Source organism: Pseudomonas sp. Z003-0.4C(8344-21) (assembly GCF_900104975.1).
GTDB classification, from domain to species: Bacteria; Pseudomonadota; Gammaproteobacteria; order Pseudomonadales; family Pseudomonadaceae; genus Aquipseudomonas; species Aquipseudomonas granadensis.
In genome coordinates this window covers 5,021,206-5,047,137 of sequence record NZ_LT629756.1, presented here as the reverse complement: position 1 = coordinate 5,047,137, position 25,932 = coordinate 5,021,206, and the positions used below count along the sequence as shown (strand labels likewise).

At 57.8% G+C, this 25,932-nt stretch carries 29 protein-coding genes; 26 read left to right on the top strand and 3 right to left on the bottom strand.

The features are described from left to right. The first annotated feature begins 32 nt into the window (after nt 1–32). The 3 genes from BLU24_RS22875 to rpoS all read left to right on the top strand — a co-directional run bounded on the left by BLU24_RS22875 (nt 33) and on the right by rpoS (nt 2,864). Nucleotides 33–668: a protein-L-isoaspartate(D-aspartate) O-methyltransferase gene (locus BLU24_RS22875; RefSeq protein WP_172833348.1), complete on the top strand. Its 636-nt coding sequence runs from the start codon at nt 33–35 to the stop codon at nt 666–668. A gap of 212 nt (nt 669–880) precedes the next feature. Next, nucleotides 881–1,750, top strand: coding sequence for a peptidoglycan DD-metalloendopeptidase family protein (locus BLU24_RS22870; RefSeq protein ID WP_093104222.1), 870 nt, complete (start codon nt 881–883; stop codon nt 1,748–1,750). 106 nt (nt 1,751–1,856) lie between these two features. Beyond that, nucleotides 1,857–2,864, top strand: coding sequence for an RNA polymerase sigma factor RpoS (rpoS, locus tag BLU24_RS22865; protein WP_090282024.1), 1,008 nt, complete (start codon nt 1,857–1,859; stop codon nt 2,862–2,864). A 495-nt stretch (nt 2,865–3,359) separates the two neighbouring features. Here rpoS and fdxA read toward each other — a convergent pair whose 3' ends face one another. The 3 genes from fdxA to BLU24_RS22850 all read right to left on the bottom strand — a co-directional run bounded on the left by fdxA (nt 3,360) and on the right by BLU24_RS22850 (nt 7,675). After that, complete coding sequence (fdxA, locus tag BLU24_RS22860; protein WP_090282025.1) at nt 3,360–3,683, bottom strand: ferredoxin FdxA; 324 nt, start codon at nt 3,681–3,683, stop codon at nt 3,360–3,362. Between the two features lie 163 nt (nt 3,684–3,846). Further along, nucleotides 3,847–6,414, bottom strand: coding sequence for a DNA mismatch repair protein MutS (gene mutS, locus BLU24_RS22855; RefSeq protein WP_172833347.1), 2,568 nt, complete (start codon nt 6,412–6,414; stop codon nt 3,847–3,849). A gap of 100 nt (nt 6,415–6,514) precedes the next feature. After that, nucleotides 6,515–7,675, bottom strand: a complete 1,161-nt coding sequence (locus BLU24_RS22850) for an acyltransferase family protein (RefSeq protein ID WP_093104219.1) — start codon at nt 7,673–7,675, stop codon at nt 6,515–6,517. A 287-nt stretch (nt 7,676–7,962) separates the two neighbouring features. Here BLU24_RS22850 and BLU24_RS22845 point away from each other — a divergent pair, with 287 nt between their 5' ends. The 23 genes from BLU24_RS22845 to BLU24_RS22735 all read left to right on the top strand — a co-directional run bounded on the left by BLU24_RS22845 (nt 7,963) and on the right by BLU24_RS22735 (nt 25,917). Next, complete coding sequence (locus BLU24_RS22845; RefSeq protein ID WP_090288437.1) at nt 7,963–8,697, top strand: XRE family transcriptional regulator; 735 nt, start codon at nt 7,963–7,965, stop codon at nt 8,695–8,697. A 549-nt stretch (nt 8,698–9,246) separates the two neighbouring features. Beyond that, nucleotides 9,247–9,669: a tail fiber assembly protein gene (locus BLU24_RS22840; RefSeq protein WP_093104216.1), complete on the top strand. Its 423-nt coding sequence runs from the start codon at nt 9,247–9,249 to the stop codon at nt 9,667–9,669. Between the two features lie 158 nt (nt 9,670–9,827). Beyond that, nucleotides 9,828–10,169, top strand: coding sequence for a phage holin family protein (locus BLU24_RS22835; protein WP_093104213.1), 342 nt, complete (start codon nt 9,828–9,830; stop codon nt 10,167–10,169). A gap of 30 nt (nt 10,170–10,199) precedes the next feature. Continuing rightward, nucleotides 10,200–10,391: a hypothetical protein gene (locus BLU24_RS22830; RefSeq protein ID WP_093104210.1), complete on the top strand. Its 192-nt coding sequence runs from the start codon at nt 10,200–10,202 to the stop codon at nt 10,389–10,391. A gap of 89 nt (nt 10,392–10,480) precedes the next feature. Then, nucleotides 10,481–10,972, top strand: a complete 492-nt coding sequence (locus tag BLU24_RS22825) for a phage tail tube protein (RefSeq protein WP_093104208.1) — start codon at nt 10,481–10,483, stop codon at nt 10,970–10,972. Between the two features lie 8 nt (nt 10,973–10,980). Further along, nucleotides 10,981–11,331: a phage tail assembly chaperone family protein, TAC gene (locus tag BLU24_RS22820; RefSeq protein WP_093104205.1), complete on the top strand. Its 351-nt coding sequence runs from the start codon at nt 10,981–10,983 to the stop codon at nt 11,329–11,331. 29 nt (nt 11,332–11,360) lie between these two features. Continuing rightward, a complete protein-coding gene (locus BLU24_RS22815; RefSeq protein ID WP_093104203.1) occupies nt 11,361–11,615 on the top strand; it encodes a hypothetical protein in 255 nt (84 codons plus the stop codon). Nucleotides 11,616–11,671: 56 nt separating this feature from the next. Beyond that, entirely contained in the window at nt 11,672–12,898 is a 1,227-nt protein-coding gene (locus BLU24_RS22810) for a phage tail tape measure protein (protein WP_093104200.1), read from the top strand. Between the two features lie 37 nt (nt 12,899–12,935). Beyond that, nucleotides 12,936–13,274: a phage tail protein gene (locus BLU24_RS22805; RefSeq protein ID WP_093104197.1), complete on the top strand. Its 339-nt coding sequence runs from the start codon at nt 12,936–12,938 to the stop codon at nt 13,272–13,274. Between the two features lie 66 nt (nt 13,275–13,340). Then, nucleotides 13,341–14,024 (top strand): phage minor tail protein L, encoded by a 684-nt coding sequence (locus tag BLU24_RS22800; protein WP_093104194.1) that lies wholly within the window; start codon nt 13,341–13,343, stop codon nt 14,022–14,024. 2 nt (nt 14,025–14,026) lie between these two features. Continuing rightward, nucleotides 14,027–14,818: a C40 family peptidase gene (locus tag BLU24_RS22795; RefSeq protein WP_093104191.1), complete on the top strand. Its 792-nt coding sequence runs from the start codon at nt 14,027–14,029 to the stop codon at nt 14,816–14,818. Nucleotides 14,819–14,856: 38 nt separating this feature from the next. After that, on the top strand, nt 14,857–15,462 hold the full coding sequence (locus BLU24_RS22790; RefSeq protein ID WP_093104189.1) for a tail assembly protein: 606 nt from the start codon (nt 14,857–14,859) through the stop codon (nt 15,460–15,462). Nucleotides 15,463–15,492: 30 nt separating this feature from the next. Next, nucleotides 15,493–16,098: a tail assembly protein gene (locus BLU24_RS22785; protein WP_093104186.1), complete on the top strand. Its 606-nt coding sequence runs from the start codon at nt 15,493–15,495 to the stop codon at nt 16,096–16,098. Between the two features lie 68 nt (nt 16,099–16,166). Next, entirely contained in the window at nt 16,167–19,685 is a 3,519-nt protein-coding gene (locus BLU24_RS22780) for a phage tail protein (protein ID WP_093104185.1), read from the top strand. Continuing rightward, the gene (locus tag BLU24_RS22775) at nt 19,682–19,972 is read left to right on the top strand and encodes a hypothetical protein (protein WP_093104183.1); all 291 of its coding nucleotides are present in this window, start codon (nt 19,682–19,684) and stop codon (nt 19,970–19,972) included. Before BLU24_RS22780 ends, BLU24_RS22775 begins: the two co-directional genes overlap by 4 nt. Next, nucleotides 19,969–20,706 carry a hypothetical protein gene (locus tag BLU24_RS22770; protein ID WP_093104181.1) on the top strand — a complete coding sequence of 246 codons (738 nt, stop codon included), beginning with the start codon at nt 19,969–19,971 and terminating at the stop codon, nt 20,704–20,706. The genes BLU24_RS22775 and BLU24_RS22770 overlap by 4 nt, the downstream gene beginning before the upstream one ends. A gap of 87 nt (nt 20,707–20,793) precedes the next feature. Continuing rightward, nucleotides 20,794–21,918 (top strand): hypothetical protein, encoded by a 1,125-nt coding sequence (locus tag BLU24_RS28060; protein WP_231990171.1) that lies wholly within the window; start codon nt 20,794–20,796, stop codon nt 21,916–21,918. Then, nucleotides 21,918–22,235 (top strand): hypothetical protein, encoded by a 318-nt coding sequence (locus BLU24_RS22760; RefSeq protein WP_093104178.1) that lies wholly within the window; start codon nt 21,918–21,920, stop codon nt 22,233–22,235. The genes BLU24_RS28060 and BLU24_RS22760 overlap by 1 nt, the downstream gene beginning before the upstream one ends. After that, nucleotides 22,232–22,618, top strand: coding sequence for a phage tail protein (locus BLU24_RS22755; RefSeq protein WP_093104175.1), 387 nt, complete (start codon nt 22,232–22,234; stop codon nt 22,616–22,618). Before BLU24_RS22760 ends, BLU24_RS22755 begins: the two co-directional genes overlap by 4 nt. 69 nt (nt 22,619–22,687) lie before the next feature. Next, on the top strand, nt 22,688–23,566 hold the full coding sequence (locus tag BLU24_RS27910; RefSeq protein WP_093104173.1) for a hypothetical protein: 879 nt from the start codon (nt 22,688–22,690) through the stop codon (nt 23,564–23,566). Nucleotides 23,567–23,660: 94 nt separating this feature from the next. Continuing rightward, nucleotides 23,661–24,245 (top strand): phage tail terminator protein, encoded by a 585-nt coding sequence (locus tag BLU24_RS22745; RefSeq protein WP_093104170.1) that lies wholly within the window; start codon nt 23,661–23,663, stop codon nt 24,243–24,245. Beyond that, a complete protein-coding gene (locus tag BLU24_RS22740; protein ID WP_093104167.1) occupies nt 24,242–24,421 on the top strand; it encodes a DUF2635 domain-containing protein in 180 nt (59 codons plus the stop codon). The genes BLU24_RS22745 and BLU24_RS22740 overlap by 4 nt, the downstream gene beginning before the upstream one ends. Next, nucleotides 24,421–25,917: a phage tail sheath subtilisin-like domain-containing protein gene (locus tag BLU24_RS22735; RefSeq protein WP_093104164.1), complete on the top strand. Its 1,497-nt coding sequence runs from the start codon at nt 24,421–24,423 to the stop codon at nt 25,915–25,917. Before BLU24_RS22740 ends, BLU24_RS22735 begins: the two co-directional genes overlap by 1 nt. The last annotated feature ends 15 nt before the right edge of the window (nt 25,918–25,932 follow it).

The window sequence follows — 25,932 nt, the reverse complement described above, 5'->3', positions numbered from 1 at the left end:
AACACGAAGATCGACTGCGCAGCGGCATCGGCATGACCTCCCAGCGCACTCGCGAGCGACTGATCCAGCGCCTCTATGAAGAAGGCGTGTCGAACGCCAAGGTGCTGGAAGTCATTCGCCGGACACCGCGTCACCTGTTCGTCGACGAAGCGCTGGCCCATCGCGCCTACGAAGACACGGCGCTGCCGATCGGCAACAACCAGACGATTTCCCAGCCTTACATGGTGGCGCGCATGAGCGAGCTGCTGCTCGAGGCGGGCCCGTTGGACAAGGTGCTGGAGATCGGCACCGGTTCCGGTTACCAGACCGCAGTATTGTCGCAACTGGTCGAGCGCGTTTTCTCCGTCGAGCGCATCAAGGTCCTGCAGGATCGCGCCAAGGAGCGACTGGTCGAACTGAACCTGCGCAATGTGGTGTTTCGCTGGGGCGATGGCTGGGAAGGCTGGCCGGCACTGGCACCGTATAACGGCATTATCGTCACGGCCGTGGCCACCGACATACCGCAAGCCTTGCTCGATCAACTGGCTCCGGGCGGGCGCATGGTGATCCCGGTGGGTTCGGGCGAAGTGCAGCAACTGATGCTGATCGTGCGCGAGGAAAACGGGTTTTCCCGGCACGTTCTTGGTGCTGTGCGTTTCGTGCCATTGCTCAACGGGCCACTCGCCTGAGCATTTATAAAAGCGTGCTGAATTCCTTTCGTTCGCCTGTGTCTTACACCGGCAGCGAAGAATTAAACGCAGCAAGTTGGCCAGTGGCAAACGTGTGCGTGCAGCGATTTCGCGTCATTAAGGGTAAAGCCGATCCGGCCCGTTATACTTGCGACAACCTGGGCCGGGACGCGGTACTTGTACATTTTTCAGCCACCACAAAGGAGCGGCGGGTGAGTCTCACAGTCATAGCGCAGCGTATGGGTAACACGAGCTTTCAGCGCCTGGTGACTGGCCTTGTCTTGAGTACTTTGCTGGTCGGTTGCTCCAGCACCAAATCGAGCAATGTCCGGGTGGTCGACCGCAACAATGCCGTTGCGCAACGTCCTGCCGTGACGACCGGGCAGTATGTAGTCCGTCCCGGCGACACCTTGTTTTCGATCGCCTTCCGCTACGGCTGGGACTACAAAACCCTCGCCGCCCGGAACAATATTCCTACGCCGTATACGATCCATCCGGGTCAGACGATTCGCTTCGACGGCCGTAGCGGTTCAACGCCGACCGCGGTGGTCAGCAGCAGTAGTTCGTCACCTTCCTCGTCGAGCAAAACCACAGTTATCCGACGCCAGGCAAATGGCACCACCACCACTACAACCCGCGGATCTACTCGCGTTGCACCGTCCGTCGCAAGCAAGCCGGCACCTGCGCCACTGCCTCCGGCCGGCCCGGCCCCGACCGGCTGGGGATGGCCATCTAATGGCGTTCTGATTGGAAAATTCTCTTCAAACGGTAGTTTGAATAAAGGCATTGATATCGCCGGAGATTTGGGACAGCCTGTTTTAGCTGCGTCTGATGGGACGGTGGTTTACGCCGGGAGTGGCTTAAGGGGCTACGGCGAATTAGTCATCATCAAACACAGCGAAACCTACGTAAGTGCCTACGGACATAACCGCAGGCTGTTGGTTCGGGAGGGGCAGCAGGTCAAGGTCGGACAGACAATTGCCGAAATGGGGTCAACGGGTACAGACCGGGTGAAACTGCATTTTGAGATTCGCCGCCAAGGTAAACCTGTAGATCCACTGCAGTTCCTGCCCAGACGTTGATGTGTAAGCCAGCCTGTTCCGTCGCGTAGAGGGGACAGGCTCCAGCGTTGCCAAGGATAAAGGCGTCGCTTGAGCTTGGGGTCGAACTCACCAAAGGACTATAACAATGGCTCTCAGTAAAGAAGTGCCGGAGTTTGACATCGACGATGAGGTTCTCCTTATGGAGACCGGCATCGATTCGGATTCGATGTCGAATGATGAAGGGGCTGCTCCACCTTCCGTTCGTTCCAGATCCAAACACTCCGCTACACTCAAACAACATAAGTACATCGATTACACGCGTGCACTTGATGCCACGCAGTTGTACCTCAACGAAATCGGCTTTTCCCCTCTGCTCTCCCCGGAAGAAGAAGTTCATTTTGCGCGCTTGTCGCAAAGTGGCGATCCCGCCGGGCGCAAGCGCATGATCGAAAGTAACCTGCGGCTGGTGGTTAAAATCGCCCGGCGTTACGTCAATCGGGGGCTGTCGCTGCTGGATCTGATCGAAGAGGGCAACCTCGGACTGATCCGTGCGGTGGAAAAGTTCGATCCCGAGCGCGGCTTCCGCTTTTCGACCTACGCGACCTGGTGGATTCGTCAGACCATCGAACGCGCGATCATGAATCAGACCCGGACCATCCGGCTGCCGATTCATGTGGTCAAGGAACTCAACGTGTACCTGCGGGCTGCACGGGAGCTGACGCAAAAACTCGACCACGAACCTTCACCCGAAGAAATTGCCAACCTGCTGGAAAAACCGGTGGGCGAGGTCAAGCGCATGCTCGGCCTGAACGAGCGGGTTTCTTCGGTCGACGTCTCGCTGGGTCCGGATTCGGATAAAACCCTGCTGGACACCCTCACCGACGATCGTCCGACCGATCCGTGCGAACTGCTCCAGGATGACGACCTGTCGCAGAGCATCGATCAGTGGCTGTCGGAGTTGACCGACAAGCAGCGCGAAGTGGTGGTACGTCGCTTCGGCCTGCGCGGTCATGAAAGCAGTACGCTGGAAGACGTAGGCCTGGAGATCGGTCTGACCCGGGAGCGGGTGCGGCAGATCCAGGTGGAAGGCCTGAAACGCCTGCGTGAGATCCTTGAGAAGAATGGCCTGTCGAGCGAGTCGCTGTTTCAATAAACGACTGCCCGGCCGCCCGCAAGAAGCCCCGACCGGTTCGGGGCTTTTTGTTGTCTGTAGCAAATACGGCGGATTGTGATGCGGTCTAAGGGCTGGATGAGCGAGATGTAGTCTCGCTCTGTAAGCCAATGCTTACTGTTTCGTAAGTGTTCGATATTTTTTCAGTGTGGCGGACGGCTATTCCGCTTGTCGATGTCACGTAATGCACTGATAAAAAAGCATATTCCTGATTATTAAAAGCTCATGACAGTAATTTCCGGCGCTTGAGGCAGATTGTCCCGTTCTGGAAAATCATTAGTATCTGAACTGTGTCGACGGACAGACACGCCCTTCAAGGAGGAGGGGAACGGACATCGCAGGACGTGATTCATCAGGACGATGAAAGGGAATACAGGGAATAGGGAAAAAATGTGGGCGGGTCATACCGCCCCTTTTTTTGCCTGCAGAAAAGCAAAAAGGCCCGCGAGGGGCCTTTTCTTTCGAGCGCGGGGCAGATCAGCGTTCGAGCTGTTCGATCTTGTTCTGTTTGCCATCCCACTCTTCAGCATCCGGCAATGGATCTTTCTTCTCGGTGATGTTCGGCCAGATTTCTGCCAATTCAACGTTCAGCTGAATGAAGTTTTCCATGCCGGCAGGGATTTCATCTTCCGAGAAGATGGCCACAGCAGGGCATTCTGGTTCGCACAGTGCGCAGTCGATGCACTCGTCCGGGTGGATCACCAGGAAGTTCGGGCCTTCGTAAAAGCAGTCCACCGGACACACTTCTACGCAGTCGGTGTACTTGCACTTGATGCAGTTGTCGGTGACGACGAAGGTCATTTCTAATTTTCTCCTCAGGCGGCGGCAGCGTTGCCCCTTCACGGTTGGGGTCGCCAGGTTCGGGAGCGATACCTGCTGGCCAGGCTATGAGCCAACAGCATCCCGAACCGCGCGAGATTCTAACAGCTTGAAGCGATTTGCGTTATATCCGCTTCTTCAGTGCTTATATCCGGTTCTTCAGTGCATAGAGCATTTCGAGTGCGCGGCGCGGGGTCATGTCATCCAGGTCAACTTTCGCCAGCTCATCCAGCACCGGGTGCGGCAGACTGGCGAACATATCGCTTTGCTGCGGCGCTGCGGGTTTGCCTTTGGCGGCCGGTTTCGGCGCCTCATGGGGCAGCGCGGTGTCTTCCAGACGACTCAGATGCTCACGGGCACGCACGATCACTTCGCTCGGCACGCCGGCCAGTTGCGCCACGGCGAGGCCATAACTCTGGCTGGCCGGTCCCGGCAGCACGTGGTGCAGGAACACGATGCGCTCGTTGTGCTCGGTGGCATTGAGATGCACGTTGGCCACCAAGGGTTCGGCCTCTGGCAGTACGGTCAGTTCAAAATAGTGCGTAGCGAACAGCGTATACGCACGCAGGTGCGCCAGACGTTCAGCCGCAGCCCAGGCCAGCGACAGCCCATCGAAGGTGCTGGTGCCGCGACCGACTTCGTCCATCAGCACCAAGCTGCGTTCGGTGGCGTTGTGCAGAATGTTGGCGGTTTCACTCATCTCGACCATGAAGGTCGAACGGCCGCCGGCGAGGTCATCGCTGGAGCCAATCCGGGTGAAGATGCGGTCCACCAGTGACAATTCGCAACTGGCCGCCGGCACGAAGCTGCCAATATGCGCCAGCAGTACGATCAGTGCGGTCTGCCGCATGTAGGTGGATTTACCGCCCATGTTCGGGCCGGTGATCACCAGCATGCGCGTGTTGTCATCCAGGCTCAGGTCGTTGGCCACGAACGGCGTCGTCAGCACTTGCTCGACCACCGGATGGCGGCCCTGAGTAATGCGCATGCACGGTTCGCTGACGAAGCGCGGGCAGTTCAGGTCGAGATTCAGTGCACGTTCGGCGAGGTTGCTCAGCACATCCAGTTCGGCCAGCGCGCCAGCGGTGTCCTGCAGCGGCGGCAACTGGCTGATCAGGTCTTCGAGCAGGGCTTCGTAGAGCATCTTTTCACGGGCCAGGGCACGGCTCTTGGCGGACAGTGCCTTGTCTTCGAACTCTTTCAGCTCCGGGGTGATGAAGCGCTCGGCACCCTTCAAGGTCTGGCGGCGAATATAGTCCGCTGGCGCCGACTCGGCCTGCTTGCTCGGCAGTTCGATGAAATAGCCGTGAATGCGGTTATAACCGACTTTCAGATTGGCAAGGCCAGTGCGGGCTTTTTCCCGGGCCTCAAGATCGATCAGGAACTGACCGGCGTTTTCGCTCAGCGATTGCAACTCGTCCAGTTCACTGTCGTAACCGGTTTTCAGCACGCCGCCGTCGCGGATCACCGCGGGCGGGTTGTCGATGATGGCTTTCGCCAGCAATGCCGCCAGTTCCGGGTAGGTGCTGGTGATGGTCGCCAGATTTTGCAGGTGCGGCGCCTCCAGATCGGTCATCGCCGCTTGCAGTTCCGGCAGTGCGCCCAGTGCATCGCGCAGACGCGCAAGGTCACGCGGTCGCGCATTGCGCAGGCCGATCCGCGCTAGAATGCGCTCGATGTCACCGATTTCCTTGAGTTGCGGTTGTAGCTTTTCAAAGCGATAGCGATCAAGCAGGCACGTGATCGAGGTCTGACGCGCCAGCAACACGGTCAGATCGCGCAACGGGCGGTTCAGCCAGCGGGTCAGCAAACGGCTGCCCATGGCCGTCTGGCAACGATCAACCACCGATTGCAGGGTATTATCGCGACCGCCCGCCAGGTTGGTGTCGAGCTCCAGGTTACGTCGGCTCGCACCGTCGAGTACCACCGTGTCATCCAGCCGTTCGTGACGCAGGCTGCGCAAGTGGGGCAGGGCGGTGCGCTGGGTTTCCTTGGCATACGCCAGCAGGCAACCGGCCGCACCGATGGCCAGCGTCAGGTTCTCGCAACCGAAGCCTTTCAGGTCCTGCGTGGAAAACTGCTGGCAAAGGCTTTTCAACGCCGAGTCGCGCTCGAAATCCCACGGCGCACGACGGCGCACGCCACGGCGTTTTTCCGCCGGCAGGTCTTTCGGCCAGTCATCCGGAATCAGCAGCTCAACCGGATTGACCCGCTCCAGTTCCGCCAGCAGGTTTTCCCAGCCCTTGATCTCCAGCACGGTGAAATTGCCGCTGGTGATATCCAGCACCGCCAGACCGAACAGACGCTCGTCACCCAGCACCGCCGCGATGAGGTTGTCGCGGCGCTCATCGAGCAACGCTTCGTCGCTGACCGTTCCCGGTGTGATGATCCGCACCACCTGACGCTCGACCGGGCCTTTGCTGGTGGCCGGATCGCCGACCTGCTCGCAGATCACCACCGACTCGCCAAGCTTGACCAGTTTCGCCAGATAGCCTTCCGCGGCGTGGTAGGGAATGCCGCACATCGGAATCGCCTGCCCCGCGGACTGGCCGCGCGCAGTCAGAGTGATGTCGAGCAGCTTGGCGGCCTTCTTCGCGTCCTCATAGAAGATCTCGTAGAAATCGCCCATGCGGTAGAACATCAGCTGATCCGGGTGCTGATTCTTCAGGCGCCAGTATTGCTGCATCATCGGGGTGTGGCTGGAGAGATCCATATTCAAAGGCTTGGCTCTTTCGGTATCTGGCAAGGGTCAAAAATCCGCAATTCTACCGCGTTTTTTTTGACCCTGCCGAAGCGACGGCCGACAGACTCTTTCAGGCCAGAGCGAATCGGCCCTTGAGATTGCGCGACAATTTTTCCCCGTGCTTTCTCATCGGGTTTTCGATGAAGCGGTAATTGAACTCGGAGAACAACAGCGTGATTGCCACGAACATTGTTATATAAAAAACGGTGTAACCGCCATCGAACGGTGTTGGCGCCGGGTTGCCTGGTTGGGAGAAAAACCAGTGTCGAACCAGTGACAGCGCAATCACATGAGTCAGATAGATGGCATAAGAGCGCGAGCCGATGTAGTTGCAAAAAGCCGCGATGGCGCTATTGGCCGTCAGATAGTTGTTGTTATAGCTGGCAATCCAGACCAGCAAGGCCGAGCCGACCGCCGTCAGCCCCATTGCGAAAGGCAGGGGCGGGTTGGGCGCGGTGAGCCGTGCAAGAAAGGCAATCATGCCGGCAAGCAATAACAGAACGAGCCAGCCGTTCTTCAGAAAGCCGGGCTCAAGACGTTTGTAACTTTCGCTGCCGTGCCACAACGCCAACAGAACGCCGAGAGAAATGGCATCGGTGCGAAAGGCCCAGAGTTCAGGAGTCGGGCGAATCAGTTGGCGGGTCAAAAAGAACTGCGCCAGGAATATCACAATGAACACAGCGGGCATCCAGCGCCGCCCCGCGAGTACCGCGATGATCGGCAGCACCAGATAAAACTGGTTCTCCAGCGACAGGCTCCAGTAGATGCCGGCGTCGCCAAGGGTGCCGGTGTCACGGCTGACCGCATACACCACGTTCATATACTGCAGGGCAGCAGCCAATGCCGAATGGACGAATATCTCCAGCTGCAGAAAAACCCCTCTGCCGCCGTACAGCCAGGAAAGCAGCAGCGACACGCCGATCCAGAACAGGGCAGACGGCATCAGACGCCAGAATCGCCGTACCCAGAACGGGACACTCAGCTCCAGCACGTCACGAAGACTGCGGTTGGACGGAATTTCATTGGCAATGGACTTGGTAATGATGAACCCGGAAACGCAGAAGAAAATATCCACGCCATAACCGAAGCGGTAATCCGCCAGCACCTGCCAATAGACCGATTGCGGCGAAAGGATAAGGGCAATATGGGCGAAGATGACAAGGACAATCGCCAGCGCGCGCAGCGCTTCGATATCGCTGTTCTTGCGCTGCTTTACATGGGGTGTGGTCATGGTCGGCTCAGTATGGATCGATCGCTCGACAGTCGAGTGCTGCTGGGTGGGCCATAGGCGACAGTCGTGGGTTTTGGCTGAAGTCGTACCAGCGTCAAAGTCAGTGATGATGCTGATTGGAATAGGGGGTTTCTGAAACGTCTGTAGGATGTTTCTCTAGCTGCGTAAGATTAACACGGCCGGAAGGCCCTACGCAGGCGCGCGTCCTATTGGAATTTCAGCGTTTATGCATTTTTTATGCGAAACAGCATTTGTATTCGCAAAAGACTTCGAGCACTATGCGCGTTATGCAAAAACGCAACGTAGCCTCCGTCTTAAGAGCACTGCTCGATCAGCACGGGATCTCCCCCACGGAGCTCCACCGTCGCACCGGCGTGCCTCAATCCACTCTCTCGCGGATTCTCAGCGGGAAGATCGTCGATCCTTCGGATAAACACATTTCGAAAATCGCCGAATACTTCGGCGTGAGCACTGATCAGCTGCGCGGGCGCGCGGACGTCGCGGCGACGTCTGGCGGCGGGCGTGACGACGTGCATGCGGAACTCAAGGACATAAGCCTGTGGGACGACGACACCCCTGTCGATGACGACGAGGTGTCAGTGCCCTTTCTTCGTGAGGTTGAATTGGCTGCTGGATCAGGAAGATTCGTCATCGAGGAGAGCGAACGCTCAAGCCTGCGCTTCGGCAAGCGCAGCCTGCGCCATAACGGTGTGCAGTTCGACCAGGCCAAATGCGTGACGGTACGTGGCAACAGCATGTTGCCGGTGCTGCGCGATGGCGCCACCGTCGGTGTGAATGCGGGCAAGTGCGGTATTGGCGACATCATCGATGGCGACCTTTATGCGATCAACCACAACGGCCAGTTGCGAGTGAAACAGCTCTACCGTCTGCCGACCGGGATCCGTCTGCGCAGCTTCAATCGCGATGAGCACCCGGACGAGGACTACAGCTTCCAGGAAATCCAGGAAGAGCAGATCGTCATCCTCGGCCATGTCTTCTGGTGGGGCATGTACGCCCGCTAAGCCCACCACTTTCAGATAAACCCGCCCCTCGGCGGGTTTTTTTTCGCCTGCACAAAACCGGCAAACCCCTTTGATATCAGGGCTTCCATGCATCCGTGCATTCTTGATGCATAAATAAATGCATTTACGCATTGACTGTATATGCATCCATGCATATTCTTGCCACCAAGCCGCTCGACAAAGCGGCTGGCAAGACAAGCTCTTTAGTTCCACAAGCACAGGCAGCGATGAACCGGCCTCAACGGTTCAGAGGGTTGGCAACTGACCCGGGTGTGCAGCGTAAAGCACCAGAAGCAGTTATCCGGCGGGCAGGGACCGCGGTCGGAAAAACAATCTGAATGGACTCGTACCGCGCCAGTAGCGCCGAAAAGTCAGCTTCCTTCTTGAACACAGGATTTGAAGGAAGGCGAAGGAGCGCATTACTGAAAAGCCTGGCGTGCAAGCGCCGGGCTTTTTGGAATGCCAACCGAGGCTCACCTGTTGCCTTCACGGTCTTTGACGGTGCAGGGCGATACACCGCTCACCAAACTTAAAGAAAAGGAAACCACCATGCGCCGATATGGACGCGTTGATCAGGATCGGATCGTCGAGTTTTTCGAAACGGACGGCGACATCAGCCAAATGTTTCACCCCAGCATCATCTGGGCGGAAGTGACTAACAACCCAGAGGTTCAACTCGGTTGGGTAGCTACTAAAACCGACGGTGTCTGGACTTTTGCCGAATACGTACCACCGCCGCCGACCGAGCAAGAGCTGATCGCTCAGGCTCAGCAGCAAAAATGGCAGTTGCTGAACAATGGCGCCTACTGGCTGCTGCTCAACTCCTTTCAATACAAGGCTGACACTGGCGTGGCCACGCCTGAAGAGCAAGCGCAGTTGCTGGCGCACAAGGAGTACTCGATTGCAGTCAGCGACATCGACAAGCAGCCGGGTTATCCGGCCAATATCGTCTGGCCAACCGCGCCTTATTGATCAGGTCAGCGCATCGTTTGCTCTTGATGCTCCACCTGTTGGGGTCTGTATTACTGAAAAGCCTGGCCTGATCGCCGGGCTTTTTGGAATGCCTACCTGGAATAGACATTGTTTGAATTCAACTCTCATCCATCACCCACTACCAACGGAGGCGTGACATGACAAACGAGCAACAAGCGTTGGCGGACATGCCGATCTGGCTGGTCATCCTCCTGGCCGTGGTCGGCGGAGTGTCCGGCGAAATGTGGCGCGCGGACAAGGAGGGCGCCCGCGGCTGGTCATTGCTGCGGCGCCTGGCCTTGCGCTCCGGCGCCTGCATGATCTGCGGCGTGTCGGCGATCATGCTGCTGTATGCCGCGGGACTATCCATATGGGCTGCCGGCGCATTCGGCTGCCTGACTGCCATGGCCGGCGCCGACGTGGCCATCGGTCTTTACGAACGCTGGGCTGCCAAGCGCATTGGCGTCTGCGAAGTGCCGCCGCGAGAGTCCTCCGACTGATCAATAATCCATGCGAAGAGAAAACTGACTATGAATGACGAAGATCTGGCCGCGCTTAATAGATTGATCGGAGCACTGCAATTACAGGCTGACAGCCAGGCGGCATTGAATGCCTCCATACGCGTACTCGCTCAGAGTAACCAAGCCTTGGTAGACCTTATCAAGAGTCGGGAGCCGGACCCCAACGCACCGCCTTATCTGGATGGTACGCCCGCACCCTGATTCGTCTGCTTCAAGCCGTTGAGGCAATACCAACCGAGTTTCACCCCCAACCCCGCATTTGCGGGTTTTTTGTTCATGGAGAACGCTAGATGTCGATCCTTACCCAAGGTACCCAAATTTTCGCCCTAGTACCGCCGACCACTGGCACCGGTGCTTACACCGTGCTGGAGATTGAGCACGCTACATCCTTCGATCCGGGCGGCGCTCCGGCAGAGCAGATTGAAGACACCAGTCTCAATGCCGAAGAGCGCACCTATAAAAAAGGGTTGCGTACACCAGGCACCGCGAGCCTGGGCCTCAACGCTGACCCAACTAACGCCAGTCACATTCGTCTGCATCAACTGTCTGAGGCCAATGGCGATACCAGCATCAAATGGGTTGTGGGTTGGTCCGACGGAAAAGGTGTCGCGCCTGCAGTGAACAGTAAGGGCGATGATTTTGAGTTGCCGACGACACGCACCTGGTTCACTTTCGACGGTTATGTGTCGGACTTCCCGTTCAACTTTGCACTTAATGCCGTTGTCACCACTACCGTCACTATTCAGCGTACCGGTGGGTCCGCCTGGATCAAGAAAGCCTGAGATCAGCCATGAACCTCAAACAACTGAAAGCCAAGGGCGGCATCGTCGACGGTCAGCCGGTTAAAAAAGAAGTGAGTTGGACTCATCTCGATAGTCAATCGGGCAAGGAAGTCACTGACACTTTCACTTTGCACATTCGCCGCCAGTCGTTCGGCGTGATTGAGCGACTGTTCGCCCAAGGTGAAAACGAACAGAGCCGGAACGCGAGTTACATCGCGGCGTCGGTCTCGTTGGGAGCCGAAGGCGCGGAGGCACTTTCCTACGACGACGCCTACAACCTCGAACCTTCGTTAGGGTTTCTGTTGCTCAACGCAGTCAATGAGGTGAATGGCACAGGCGGTAGCGCAGTAAAAAACTGACTGCCGCCGATGAGTTCTGGCACGAACTGGTGCTGAACGGAGTCGGCGGCCGCACGATTGCCGAAGCCAAGGAACGCATGACCTACCAGGAAGCGTTGGCATGGGGTCGATACATCGATAGATATGGATCGCTTCATACCGGTAGGCGGCTGGAGGCGAGTAGCGCAATGGTTGCGCTACAGACCCACCGGCTGGGCGGCGGTCTGGCGGAAATGCTGGACTTCATGCCTCATGAGCAGCGTCAGGGGCTTTCCCTGGAACGTGCGATTCAGGAGTGGCAATAGCCAGAAATTCATATGACCCGTTTCGGCGGGTTTTTTCATAGCCCGGAGAAACGCACATGGCAGTTACTTCCTCTGCAGGTTTGACGCCGAACCTCGACGGCCTTGAACAAGCCTGGACTCAGGCGTCACGTATTACCGAACAAAAACTGCGTCAGATGCAAAAGCAGATCGAGGATGCCGCAAAGAAAATCGGCGTGACGCTGCATGCGTCGGCCAACTCGATTGCGCAAGCGAACATCGCTACCTATGTCGATGTTCAGCAGCAAGCTGCCAAGCAAATCAACTATTCAGACGATTTCGACAAGCTGCGCAGTAATGGTGCTCTTGCTGCCGCGCAACTCGGAATGGGGTCACGGGAAAGTGAGCGTGCGAAAGCGTTGAATGACATCGACCAAAAATATGCGTTGGCACGCAAGGCGCTGGACACGCCCACGGCTGGAGGCATCGCACCTCAGGAAGGTGCCGATTACGGCACGTCGCTCGACAAGTTGAAAGCCGAACATGAGCAGATGACTCTTCAGGTTCAAAGCAACTACGAGTCGATGACCGAGGCTCAGGGTAACTGGATCAACGGGGCCACTTCGGCCTGGGATGATTACCTGACCAGCTCCAACAATGTTGCAGCCAAATCCAAGACAGTGTTTACCAATGCGTTCAACACCATGGGCGATGCGGTTTCGACATTTGCGCTGACAGGCAAGTTTTCGTTTTCCGATTTTGCCAAATCGGTGCTTGGAGACATGGCCAAACTGGCGGCTCAGACAGCGATGTCCAAAGGTCTGAGTTCGTTGTTCGGTCTGGTCGGAACGGCGGCGACGTCGCTGTTTGGTGGTGGTAGCGCACCTGGGGTGACGACCGCCAAAGTAGGGGCGGACACCACCATCTTCAACCCGGCTTTATCGCTTGGGTCGGATTTCAGATACACCGGATACGCCAAGGGCGGTGCCTTTACAAACGGCGTTGCTACGGGGCCGATCCTGGCGCCGATGGCCATGTTTGGCGAAGCCGGAGCAGAGGCCATCATGCCGCTCAGTCGAGGTTCCGATGGCTCCCTCGGCGTGCAGGTGCAGGGCGGCGCATTGGGCGGTAACAGCAACCATCAAGTAGTCATCCAGCAAACCATCAATGTGGGTGACAGTTCGGGGGGGAGCGTAGCAGGCGACATGAACTCGCAAACCGTCGCCAAGGCCTACGCCGGTGCCGCCAAACAGGGCGCCGCCGAACAGATTGCTCGTGACCTTAAACCGGGTGGGCAAATCTGGTCCGCCATTAACGGCCGCTGACCATCAGCGGCTGCAACCACTCGCACCCGGAGAAAACATGAGCACGGAAACATTCAGCTGGCTTCCAAAAGTACAGCCTGTCGGCAATGTCGAGTTTCGCCTCAAGTCGGCAAAGTTTGGCGACGGCTATCAACAGGTGGCCGCAGACGGCCTCAACAACAAATCACAATCCTGGCCGCTGACCTTCGTCGGTGACGAGGCGCGGATCAAATCCATTGTGCAGTTTCTTGATCGTCATGCTGGAGCCGCGCCTTTTTACTGGACGGCACCGCTGGGCGAGCCGGCCCTGTATCGCTGCAAAGGTTATCAACCGACTCCGATGGGAGCAGGTCTCTACACGTTGGTAGCCACCTTTGAGCAGGCATTTCACCCGTAAATCGGGGTACGCCTGACGCGAAACCCACCCTGCCTGGTGCGGGGTTTTCTTTGCCCGGAGATTCAAATGTCCATTACTGCAGATATCCAGGCGCTGGAACCGGGCGCCTGGGTCGAGCTGTTTGAACTCGATGCCACCAGCCTCGGCGCCGAGCTATACCGATTCCACGGCTATCCACAGCAAGCCTCGATTTTCTGGCAAGGCCTGGAGTATTCACCCTGGCCCATTCAGGCCGAAGGCTTTGAAATGACCGGGCAGGGCACACAACCGACTCCATCGCTTTCGGTCGGTAACGTCGGTGGTTTCATCACTGCTCTGGTGTTGTATTTCGATGATCTGGTCGGGGCTCGGCTGATCCGTCATCGCACGCTGGGCAAGTATCTCGATGGTCAGCCTGAAGCCGATCCCGAAGAAGAACTGCCGCCAGATGTCTGGTACATCGAGCGCAAGGTCAGTGAAGACAGTGAAGTGGTGAAGTTCGAACTCGCCAGTGCACTGGACTTCAACGGCGTACAACTGCCGCGTCGGCAAATCGTTGCCAACGTCTGCTGGTGGCTCAGTTGTGGTGGTTATCGCGGTCCGTACTGCGGCTACAACGGCGGCCCCGTGGCGGACGCCAGTGATGTAATCGTCAGCGACGCGGCCAGGGACAAGTGCGGTGGACGCCTGAGCAGCTGCAAGCTGCGTTTTGGCGAAAACAATCCACTGCCATACGGCTCGTTTCCGGCGGCGGGTCTGATTCGGAGCTGATCATGAACAAGACCACACTGGCCTCTATCGAGCGTCATGCCATCGCGCAGTATCCCGACGAATGCTGCGGTTTGCTGATTCGCGAGGGACGCAGACAACGTTATGTGCCGTGCCGCAATACTGCGACGACGCCCAGTGAACACTTTCGTCTGGCACCACAAGACTACGCAGCGGCCGAGGAGTGCGGCGAGATCCTCGCCGTCGTTCACAGTCATCCGGATTATCCGGCGACGGCCAGCGAGGCAGACCGGGTTTCTTGTGAAGCCTCTGGGTTACCTTGGCACATTCTCGAAGTGCGCAAGGATGATGCGGGGCGGGTTTGCAAGGGTGAACTGGTCACCATCACACCCAGTGGATATCTGGCGCCCTTGATTGGGCGCGCATTCGTTCATGGGGTACATGATTGCCTGAGCATCATTCTTGACTATTACCGACGAGAAATGGGTATCGAACTCGGTGACTATGACCGCGAGGACGGCTGGTGGGATAAAGGCGCAAATCTCTATCTGGAGAACCTGCCCGCCGCAGGTTTTGAACAGGTCAGCCAATTGCAGCAGGGCGATATCGTGCTGATGCAGATTCGTTCCCCGGTGCCCAACCATGCCGCCATTTATCTCGAAGATGGCGTACTCAAGGCTGAGCCTGATCACTTCCCCGCGCCGGGTTCAATCCTGCATCACCTTTATGGGCGAGACAGCCGGCGAGATACCTATGGCGGATATTGGGCAGAAGTGACGGTGAGCTGTTGGCGGCATCAATCGAAAGTTACTCATCACCAGCCCCTGATTCAATGACTGAAACCTGACTGGAGGTCTTCTCCTGGAGCTGTGAAATGCATCAGCAAAAACTTAGGACTATTCGCCTTTACGGCACCTTGGGTGCCAGTTTTGGTCGCGTGCACCGGCTGGCTGTGAACAACGCCGCGGAAGCCATTCATGCCTTGTGCATTCTGGTTCCGGGGTTCGAGCGCTTTCTGATGGAGTCCCGGGACCGGGGGCTTACGTACTCGATTTTCCTGGGCCGCGACAACATTGGCCAGGACCGGCTCAAAGCACCGAGTGGCGCAATTGATATTCGTATTGCACCAATGGTTATTGGCAGCAAGCGAGCGGGCTCATTGCAGACGGTTGTCGGTGTCGTATTGATCGCCGCAGCAACATTTTTCACCGGTGGTTTTGCTGGTATTGCCGCTGGTGGTACTTGGGGAGCGGTGGGGTCTGTAGGCATATCCATGGTGATTGGGGGCGTCATGCAGATGCTTTCTCCACAAGCCAAAGGCCTGGGCGCCCAGGACGGCCCTGCCAATCGAGCCAGCTACAGTTTCAACGGCCCCACCAATACCAGTGCTCAAGGCAACCCGGTAGGTCTGCTTTACGGCCAGGCCATTGTCGGCAGCGCAGTTATCAGTGCCGGGATCTACGCGCAGGATCAACTGTAGCGAGCGGCTTTTTTACTGCCGGAGAAATCTATGGCAATGCAAACAGATCAACAAAAAATTCAGACGGTGCTGTTATCCGGATCCCTGGCGCGATTGTTTGGGCGCAAGCATCGTGTGACAACTTCCGGCGGGTTGCGGGACGTCATGGGTTACTTCAAGCAGTTCCCCGGTTTCGAAAGGTACATGAACGAAAGCGCTGGCAAAGGGCTTCGGTTTGCGCTGTTCAACGGTCGAGAAAATCTTTCGCAAGATGAACTGGGTAAGCCTACCGGCAAAGAAGTGCTGCGAATTGTGCCGGTCATCGCAGGGTCAAAGCGCGCAGGATCACTTCAAACCATTGTCGGCAGTGTGATGATCGCTGCCGCATTCGTACTGTCGTTTACGCCATTCGCCGGTGCTTCACCTTTTCTGTATCAAATGGGAACCGCGATGGTGATCGGTGGCGTTTTGCAAATGCTGTCCCCCCAAGCGAAAGGCCTGGGGTCTCAGGACAGCCCAGCCCATCGCGCCAGCTACAGCTTCAACGGCCCGGTCAACACCGGCGCCCAAGGTAATCCGGTAGGTCTGTTGTATGGCCAGTTGGTCGTCGGCAGTTCCGTGATCAGCGCAGGTATCTACGCGCAGGATCAACTCTAGCGTTCGATCTTTTATTGACGTCCACCCAACCCGCCCTGTGCGGGTTTTATTTCGCCTGAAGGAAAGCCATGACTGACCTCATTCTCGCTGGCAGCAAAGGCGGCGGCGCCAAGCCGCGCCCCTCCGTGGAGGCGCCAGACAGCCTGCAAAGCACGGCTTACGCTCGTATCCTCGATCTCGTCAGCGAAGGCGAGATTGTCGGTCTGAAAAATGATGCCCGCTCGGTGTTTCTGGATGAAACACCGCTGGCCAACGACGACGGCAGCCTCAACTTCAATGGTGTCACGCTGGATGTTCGTACCGGTAGCCAGGATCAGGCACATATCCCCGGTTTTCCCGCAGTGGAAAACGAGACGGTCGCAGCGGTCGAACTGCGTAGTGATCAACCGTGGATCAAGGCCTTTAGCAACCTGCAACTGTCGGCTGTGCGGATTCGTCTGGCGGTGGCGCGACTGGCGCAGACCAATACCAGCAACGGCGACACTAACGGTTATACAGTCAAATACGCGATCGATCTGGCCACCGATGGCGGTGCCTTCGTCGAAGTGCTGACGTCTGCGTTCAGTGGCAAAACCACCACCAAGTACGAGCGATCGCACCGTATCGATCTGCCTGCGGCCAAAAGTGGCTGGACCGTGCGAGTACGCCGGTTGACCCCCAATTCCACCAGCGGCGCCATTGCCGACACCACCAGTGTCGAATCAAGTACTGAGGTGATCGACGCCAAGTTGCGCTATCCCGGCTCAGCGATCATCGGTTTGCAATTTGATGCTTCGCAGTTTCAGTCGATACCGTCGCGTTCGTTTGAATTGCTCGGACGAATCATTCGGGTGCCCAGCAACTACGAACCGCAGAGCCGCACGTACATTGGCATTTGGGACGGTACGTTCAAATCGGCCTGGACCGACAACCCGGCGTGGATTTACTACGATTTGCTGCTGCATCCGCGTTATGGCCTGGGCCATTTGCTCAATGCCGGTCAGGTCGATAAATGGGAGCTGTACCGCATCGGTCAGTATTGCGACCAGCCTGTCTCCGACGGCAAGGGCGGGACTGAACCGCGCTTCACCTGCAATCTGTATCTGTCGGTGCGTGCCGATGCACTGAAGGTTTTGCAGGATCTGGCGACCACGTTTCGTGGCATGTCGTATTGGGGGGCGGGTTCGGTCATGGCGGTGGCCGACATGCCGGAAGATCCGGTGTACACCTACTCCAACGGTAACGTCATTGATGGCAAGTTCGTCTATAGTGGGTCGGCGAAAAAGACCCGGTTCACCGTGGCGCTGGTCAGTTGGAATGATCCGACGGACTTCTACCGGCAGAAGGTTCAGTACGTCGATGATGCTGATGGTATCGCCCGCTATGGTGTACAGCAGACGGAGATCACCGCTACCGGTTGCACGTCTCAGGCCCAGGCCCAACGCATTGGTAAGTGGGCACTACTGACCAATCGCCTGGAAACTGAAAGTGTCACTTTCTCGGTCGGTCTGGACGGGACGTTGGCGCGTCCGGGGCAAATTATCCGCGTGGCTGACAACGACCGCGCCGGGCGACGGATTGGTGGACGCCTGCGTGATGCAACACTCGATACGCTGACCCTGGATGCCCACGTGACCGCCGAAGCTGGCGATACTCTCACCTTGGTCATGCCGACCGGCAAAGCCGTGTCACGTGTGATCAAGTCAGTGAGTATCAGTGACGAGGCGCAGCGTGTGGTCCTTACTCAGCCTTTGAGCGAGTTGCCGCCGGCGCAGTCGATGTGGGCCATTGATTCCGTTTCTCTGGCTGCACAGCAATTTCGCGTGTTGTCGATTGCTGAAGATTTCACCGACACTGAAATCAAGTACAGCATCAGTGCAGTCAAACATGTGCCGAGCAAGTACGGCGCAATCGACAACGGCTCCCGCATTGAACGCCCGCCTGTCACAGTCATACCGCCAGGCGTTCAGGCGCCACCGACGTCAGTCACGATCAGTAACAACCACTTCGTCGATCAAGGCAGTGCAATCGGTGTCATGACCATCGAGTGGGCGCGTCCGGCCAACGCTATCGCTTATGAGGTTTACTGGCGCAAGAACGACAGTGAATGGGTATATGCCGGTCGAACCGGCGGTTCGTCGATGGAGGTACGCGGCATTTATGCCGGGCGTTACGTGGCCAAAGTGCGAGCCATCAACGCGCTGGACATCGGTTCGATCTATGCGACTTCGGTGGAAACGCAACTGTCCGGGAAAACCACGCCACCGCCATCGGTGACGTTCCTCAAGGCGGACAGCCTGCTGTTCGGTATCGGCTTGAAATGGGAGTTCCCGGCAGGTGCTGAAGACACGCAGCGAACCGAAATCTGGTACGGGCCGACGGCAAACCTTGAGGCCGCTACCAAACTGGCGGATCTGGCATATCCGCAAAGTGATTACGCGATGCAGAGCCTGTTGGCCGGCACGTCGTTCTTCTTCTGGGCGAGGCTGGTTGATCGTACGGGCAATATCGGGCCCTGGTATCCGACTGGCAATGGTGTGCTGGGTCAAGCCAGTTCAGAGGCAGGACCGATACTCGACATGCTCGCCGGGAAGATCTCGCAGACCGAACTGGGTAAAGACCTGCTCAGTGACATTGAAAAAATCCCCGGACTGCAAAGCCAGATTGATGCCCTGGACGAAAGCTATGAGCCAACGAGGACTTATGCGAAATACGCCGTTGTGCGTCAGGCCGATCGGTTGTATCAGGCCAAGGCCCCAGTCCCCGTCAATTCGCCACCACCGAACATCGAGTATTGGGTCGACGTCGGGCAAACAGTCGAGACCGCTACCGGTCTGGTTCAGCAGGTCGGGACCAATACCGCCGATATCAGCAAGATCGACGGCGCAATAACGGCTCAGGCCGCCGCATTTCAGGCGCTGCGCGCAGCGTCTCGAGACGACAATGGTGAAGGCGAGCTGGCAGATGCGCTCAAGGGTTGGACCAGTACGGCGGCCATCGCCACGGAAAGCAGCGTCAGGGCTTCTCAGAATGAAGCCACGGCGCAGCGTCTTTCAACTGTTGAGGTCGCCACTGATCTGAACACGGCAATTGTTACTTCGCTCGAAAAAGCGGTGACGACTACTAACGCTGCGACAGCCTCGAAAATTGACCAGTTGACCGCACAGGTCGGGCAAAACAGTGCGACCGTGAGAGAGACTGCAACTGCACTGGCGGATACCAGCGGCAAGTTGTCGACTTTGTGGTCGGTGAAAATGGACACGACTGCAGGCGGCCAGAAATACGCGGCGTCTTTCGGACTAGGCCTCCAGGTCGATCCATCCGGTGTTTCATCGCAGTTCGTCGTGCGTGCGGACACCTTCATGTTGTTGAACCTGGCCAAAGGAATACCGACGTCACCGTTCACGGTCTCTGGTAATCAGACCTTCATCGATTCTGCCTTCATCCAGGACGGCACGATCACCAACGCAAAAATTGGCAACGTCATCCAGTCCACCGCATTGGCCAGCAATGGCACGCCCATCTGGACACTGGACAAAGGTGGAAGATGGACGGTGGTAGACCAGGCCGGCACGGTACGCGTTGAAATGGGGATGCTCTCATCATGACTTTCGGATTCAGAACGTTCGACGCGCAGGGAAAAATGTCGATTGATGTGACTGATCGGGCATTGAGAGTTATTTATTCGAGGCCCGTAGGGTTTGCTGATTCGGGAACTTTTGCTTTGCCTGGTTTCAACTCAAACAATGCTACTGCTTATGTGGTCGGCAACGAGGTCAATAAGCGTCCGGTGTGGGCGTTTATGCGCGATGGCTATGTCGAGTGGGGATTCTACGGGTGGTGGAGCAATGCTTACCACACCGCCGGAACACTCTATGTGATAGCGAAATCATGAGTAATTTTGGACTGCTTGTACGTAATGCTGGCGGCGCGACTATTATCGACAGCAAGTTTCATAATCTCGGAATTTTGCTGGAGCAAAACATAGCGGTCACTACGAGTACCGTGTATCAGTTGGCCTTTCCATATCCGGTGACCTCGGCAGCGCCGCCCATTCTGGCTGTCAGGGCATGGGACAATCCAGCGCTGTTCTATGACAGCGTCCAGTATCTGGGCGGGCCGGGAAATTGGACCGGAGCGGTATTGGCCTTTATCGGTAACGGCGGACATACATCCCAAAACATTGCCATACGCGTTTACGCCTATAACCTTCGCTCCGTCAGCGGTTACGGAATGCGCGTGCGCAATGAACTCGGGGTAGTCGTGTTTGACTCCTTGCTGCGCCCCCCGGTCTTTGAAAGAGAGTTGGGCGGCGCTCCTCAGGATTGGATACTGGTTTCGGGACAACCGATTGCCGGCGCGGCACGCATGGATATCTATCGCCCAGCCACATGGATTACCAGCTCGAATACCTATCTGGCCGTCGGTATGGCGCTTGATGTGGAGTTGGGACAAGTGGCAGTCAATGGCGTGACGGTCAATGCAATCACTTATATCCGATGGGGGTTCGCTGCCAATGGCGAACCCAGATTGATGCTCGATTCACGCACCGGCTTCAACACGAATTATCCGGGGATTCCCCAAGCTATCTACTATTCGATGCCGGCTATTCCGATTATCAAAGAGTAAGTTTCTCTCGCTTGGTAAGTGGACGACTTATGTCTTTTGCCAGGGCGTTGCCGCGTCCTGAACTTTTCTAACATTCCTGGAGTACATATGCCCTGGTATAAAACTGGAACAGTTACTGTCGTCCAGAATTCAACCACCGTCACTGGCAACGGCACTGCGTTCATTGCCAATAGCCGTGTGGGTGATGCTTTTCGAGGCCCCGATGGCGGATGGTACGAAGTCATTAATATTGCCAGCGACACGGCACTATCCATTGCACCGGAATACCGCGGCAGTTCTGCGAGCGGGCCGTATGCACTGGCGCCTATGCAAGGCTACGTCAAAGATTCTGCGGATCAATTACGCACCCTCGTCAATCAGTATGGAGCGAAGCTTGCGGCGCTTGGCGCAACCGCTAATTTCGATGTACTGCCAGTTTCCAGAGGGGGAACCAGTAGCACAACGCCGACCGCAGCTCGCGCTGCTCTGGAACTGGGCGATGCCGCCTCAGCTACCCTGCAAAGCACTCTCAGCGATGCAACTGCCGGGCGCGTCATGCGGGTCGGAGCGTTTGGTATCGGCGGTGACGCCCCGGTTTACAACGGCAACATCGACGACACGGCGGCTATTCCGGCTGGACGCTGTTTTGTCATTAATACCGCAACTGGTGTGAAACCGACGGGATCATCTTACGGTTTGATGGACACCATCAAGTACGCCGGTCAGCCGGTTCATCAGGCCTGGCACGAGGTCAACGGCATCGTTGGCGGTGGCACTTTACGGACGTGGGAGCGAGATCAATACGGTACGGGCGTTTTCGGACCATGGCGCATGGTTTACCGGCAGAACAACGTTATCGGCGTCGTTTCAGGTGCCGGGGCACCTACCGGAGCAATTATCGAACGGGGGGCCAACGCCAATGGTGAATACACCAAATTCGCTGATGGCACGCTGGTCTGCTGGAAGGTGATTGCCACCAACTCGACGGGTACCTACGCAGTGGGCGCATTGTTCGGCAGTGATGCGTATGCCCCGGGTGCCTATCCCTCAGTCTTCGCATCGATACCCACTGTGACGTCGGCAGCGATTGGCAAGGTTTACGCCGACTGTGTAATGGCCAGTGTCTGGATTCCCCCGTCTATTGCCAACTGGGGCGCCTGGCGCGCTATCGCAACAACGAATGCAGCCTCGGCTGCGCAAATCAATTTGATCGCAATAGGCAGATGGTATTGATGAACATTATTCTATCTCCGCAGCGCAGAGACGACTCTCTGACACTGTACAAGGCGGGTGCGCTGATTACCGTGAACGGCGAAACCTTCGATTTTTCGCGGTTGTCCGACGGCGACACGTTGCCGCAAAGCGCGATCGACTCCGAATGGTTCGTGGGTGACGTTACCCGCGAGCAGGGACAACTGACGCTTCATCTGTTGTTGCCAATTCCCGCTCATTACAGCCAGGCGCAAGCCTTTCCCGCGGACCTGATCAATATTCCTGACGGCGACGTGGCGTTGCCACAGCCCTTGCCGCAAAAGGGGGTCGAAGCATGAGTATCGACTGGTCGCAATTGATCACCAAAGCTATGAAAGAGGCAGCGGCTGCCGCAGCACGATTGACGGAAGCTCAAGCGTTGCTCAAGAGCAGAAACGAGGCAGCTGCAGCACAGATTGCGCGAATTCAGGATCGGATCGACACCCTCGGTTACGGAATTGATTCAGGGGAGGCGACAACTGAAGATGAGGCAGAGCAGCAAGTACTGCTTGGTAACGTGAAGCAGTGGAAAGCCTACAAGTTCAGCCTGGGTAAAGTGAGTGCACAGTCCTCCTGGCCGGCGGCTATCGAGTGGCCTGTCCAGCCGGCTGTTCCGCTGATTGCGGCTGACCCGGGAATACCGGTCGATAGTTTGAAATTAGCTGATCGCCCGCAGCCCTGAGCGTTATCAACGCTCCGTAGTCCCGTATACCGCCGAGTGCGGTTTTTTTTTCGAAAAAAGGACTTAACCATGCCATGGCTTAGAACAGGTACGGTCAATGTCACCAATAATTCGCCCGCGGTTATTGGCGTTAACGTTGATTTCGTGACTAACGTTCGGGTGGGCGACGCCTTCGTCGGACCTGATGGACGACAATATGAAGTGAGCAATATCGCCAGCCCGACGATGTTGTCGATCATCCCGGCTTACCAAGGGACGACGGCCAACGCTGCGGCCTATTCGATCATGCCCGTGCAGGGCTATCCCAAGGCACTGGCCGATGCATTCAACAACCTCAACGTTCAGTACGGCCCGAAGCTGGCAGCACTGGGGGACGCTAGTGCTTTCGATGTCCTGCCGGTGCGAAATGGCGGAACCGGCACAACGGATGTCGCCTCGGCACGCCTGGCGCTCGGACTCGGTGCTGTGGCAACGGACACTGTTGTACCGGTAGTACGAGGTGGCACGGGTGGAAACTCCCCGGCAACCGCTCGGGCGGGCCTCGGACTGGGCAGTGCCGCCGTTGCCGCGTTGGTCGGAACGGTCGGCCAGGACAAGGGCGTTCCAACCGGCGCCGTCATTGAACGTGGCGCCAATGCCAATGGTGAGTACGTCAAGTTTGCCGACGGCACGCTGATCTGCACGCTCTACGGTCGAGGTGGCATCCCGTTCAACAACCCGTCCAACATGGGCTTCAACTGGATCTATCCAATGCCATTCGCAGCGCCGGGATTTGTGATTGGGAACCTGGTTGGCGTACTCGGTGTGTCAAGACAGGTGACCAGCGTCGGCGCCTATAGCCGGGGGCTCGGCTTCGCCAGTATCTGTGCATTCAGCCTCGGGCAGTTCGCACAGAACGACGAGCAAATGGTCTCTTTTGACTGCTTCGCCATCGGCAGATGGTTCTAACGAAACTCTGACCGACAGCCAACGGCTGAGGCACATCGTTAATCCGGGTTGAGTGCAGGCGCTGACCTGTGACGGCCCCACTCGGTAGCTCTTCATGAAAATGACCCCTCTGGTCACGCAACTGCGTGCTCAGTGCCCAACGCTGGGCAATCGAATCGCAGTGGGCATTGACGTCGCTGCACTGCAAGCCGATGCGACGCTACAACTTCCGTGCGCGAGCATCACAGCACTGGCCGATCTGGCCAGCAACAGCACCGCCCAAAACCTCACCAGCCAACCGATCCGCGACCGCTTCGAAATCGTCCTCGTGCTTGACGCCAGCGACGCGACAAAAGCGCTGGATCTGTTGCATGAGCTGCGCGCCGAAGTGTGGCGCGCACTGGTGGGTTTCAAAGTGGATTCCGACTACAGCGCCATCGTTTATGACGGCGGCGAACTGGTCTCGCTCAACAGCAGCCGCGCGTTTTATCGGCTGCGCTTTTTTGCCGAGTTCCAGCTCGGCCGCAATCTGCCAAGTCAGCCTGCGGAGAGTTGGCATGAACGCGAACTGGACGGTTTGTCGTCCTTTACCGGGGCCACCGTGCGGGTCGATGCGATCGATCCGGCCGACTCCAACCTGCAACGCCCGGGCCCCGATGGGCGCGTGGAAATGACTTTCTCTGGAGACGTAACCCCATGAGCAACCGCATCACTGTGCTGCCGGCCGCCGGCCGCGTCGTGCCTGACCCGGAGGCCGGCGACCTGCTGCCGCCTGAAGGCCGTGAAGTGCCCGACAGCGCCTGGTGGCGCCGCCGTCTGGCCGACGGCGACATCACCCTCAAAACCGCAACAGCCAAACAAAAGGGAGCCAAATAATGGCGATCGGATTCAGCAACATCCCGGCGGACATTCGTGTACCGCTGTTCTATGCCGAAATGGACAATTCGGCCGCCAACAGTGCGACGTCGGCCATGCGCCGTCTGATCGTCGCGCAGGTCAACGACAACATCGCCCCGACCGAGGTCGGCAAACTGGTGCTGGTGTCCAGCGTGGCGCTGGCAAAAAGCATCGGTGGTCAGGGCTCGATGCTCGCCTCGATGTACGAGACTTTCCGCAAGGCCGACCCGATCGGTGAGATCTGGTGCCTGCCGCTGCACAACGCTGAAGGCGCGATCGCCAAAGGCGTGCTGACGCTGACCGGCGCAGCCACTCAGGCTGGCGTGCTCAACCTGTATGTTGGCGGCGTGCGGGTGCAGGCCACTGTGGTCAACGGTGCCACCGCGGCTCAAGCGGCCACCGCCCTGGCGCAGAAAATCAACGCCACGGCCGATCTGCCGGTCAGCGCTGCTGCCGCTGAAGGCGTGGTCACCCTGAGCGCCAAATGGACCGGCGACAGCGGCAACGACATCAGCCTGCAATTCAATCGCCTGGGCAAGAGCAACGGCGAAGAAACCCCGGCCGGACTGACCACTGCGATCACCGCCATGACCGGCGGCGCCGGTGTGCCGGATCAAGTGGCTGCGGTGGCGGCACTGGGCGACGAGCCGTTCGAGTTCATCGCACTGCCGTGGTCCGATCTGTCGACCCTCAACACCTGGCAAGCAGTCATGGATGACAGCACCGGTCGCTGGTCGTGGGCCAAGCAACTGTTCGGTCATGTCTACAGCGCCAAGCGCGGCACCGTCGGCACTCTGGTCGCCGCAGGCCAGGCGCGCAACGACCAGCACATGACCATTCAGGCGCTGGAGCCGGGCGTTCCGCAACCGTTCTGGGTACAAGCGGCGGCACTGGCTGCACGCACCGCGGTGTTCATCTCGGCAGATGCCAGCCGTCCGACGCAAAGCGGCAGCCTGCCGGGTGTCGATCCGGCGCCGGCCAGCGAGCGGTTCACCCTGACCGAGCGGCAATCGCTGCTCAACTACGGCATCGCCACCGCGTACTACGAAGGCGGTTACGTGCGCATCCAGCGCTCGATCACCACCTACCAGAAAAACGCTTACGGCCAGGCCGACAACTCCTACCTGGACAGCGAAACCATGCACCAGTCGGCGTTCATCGTGCGTCGTCTGCAAAGCGTGATCACCAGCAAATACGGTCGGCACAAACTGGCCTCCGACGGCACCCGTTTCGGCGCCGGCCAGCCGATCGTTACCCCGGCGACCATTCGTGGCGAGCTGATCGCCCAGTACGCCAAGCTCGAACTGGAAGGCCACGTCGAGAACGCCGAGCTGTTCGCCGAGCACCTGATCGTCGAGCGCGACGTGCAGGACCCAAGCCGCGTGAACGTGCTGTTCCCGCCGGATTACATCAACGGTCTGCGCGTGTTCGCACTGCTCAACCAGTTCCGTCTGCAATACGACGACGCGGCCTGATCGCCGTCATTTTCG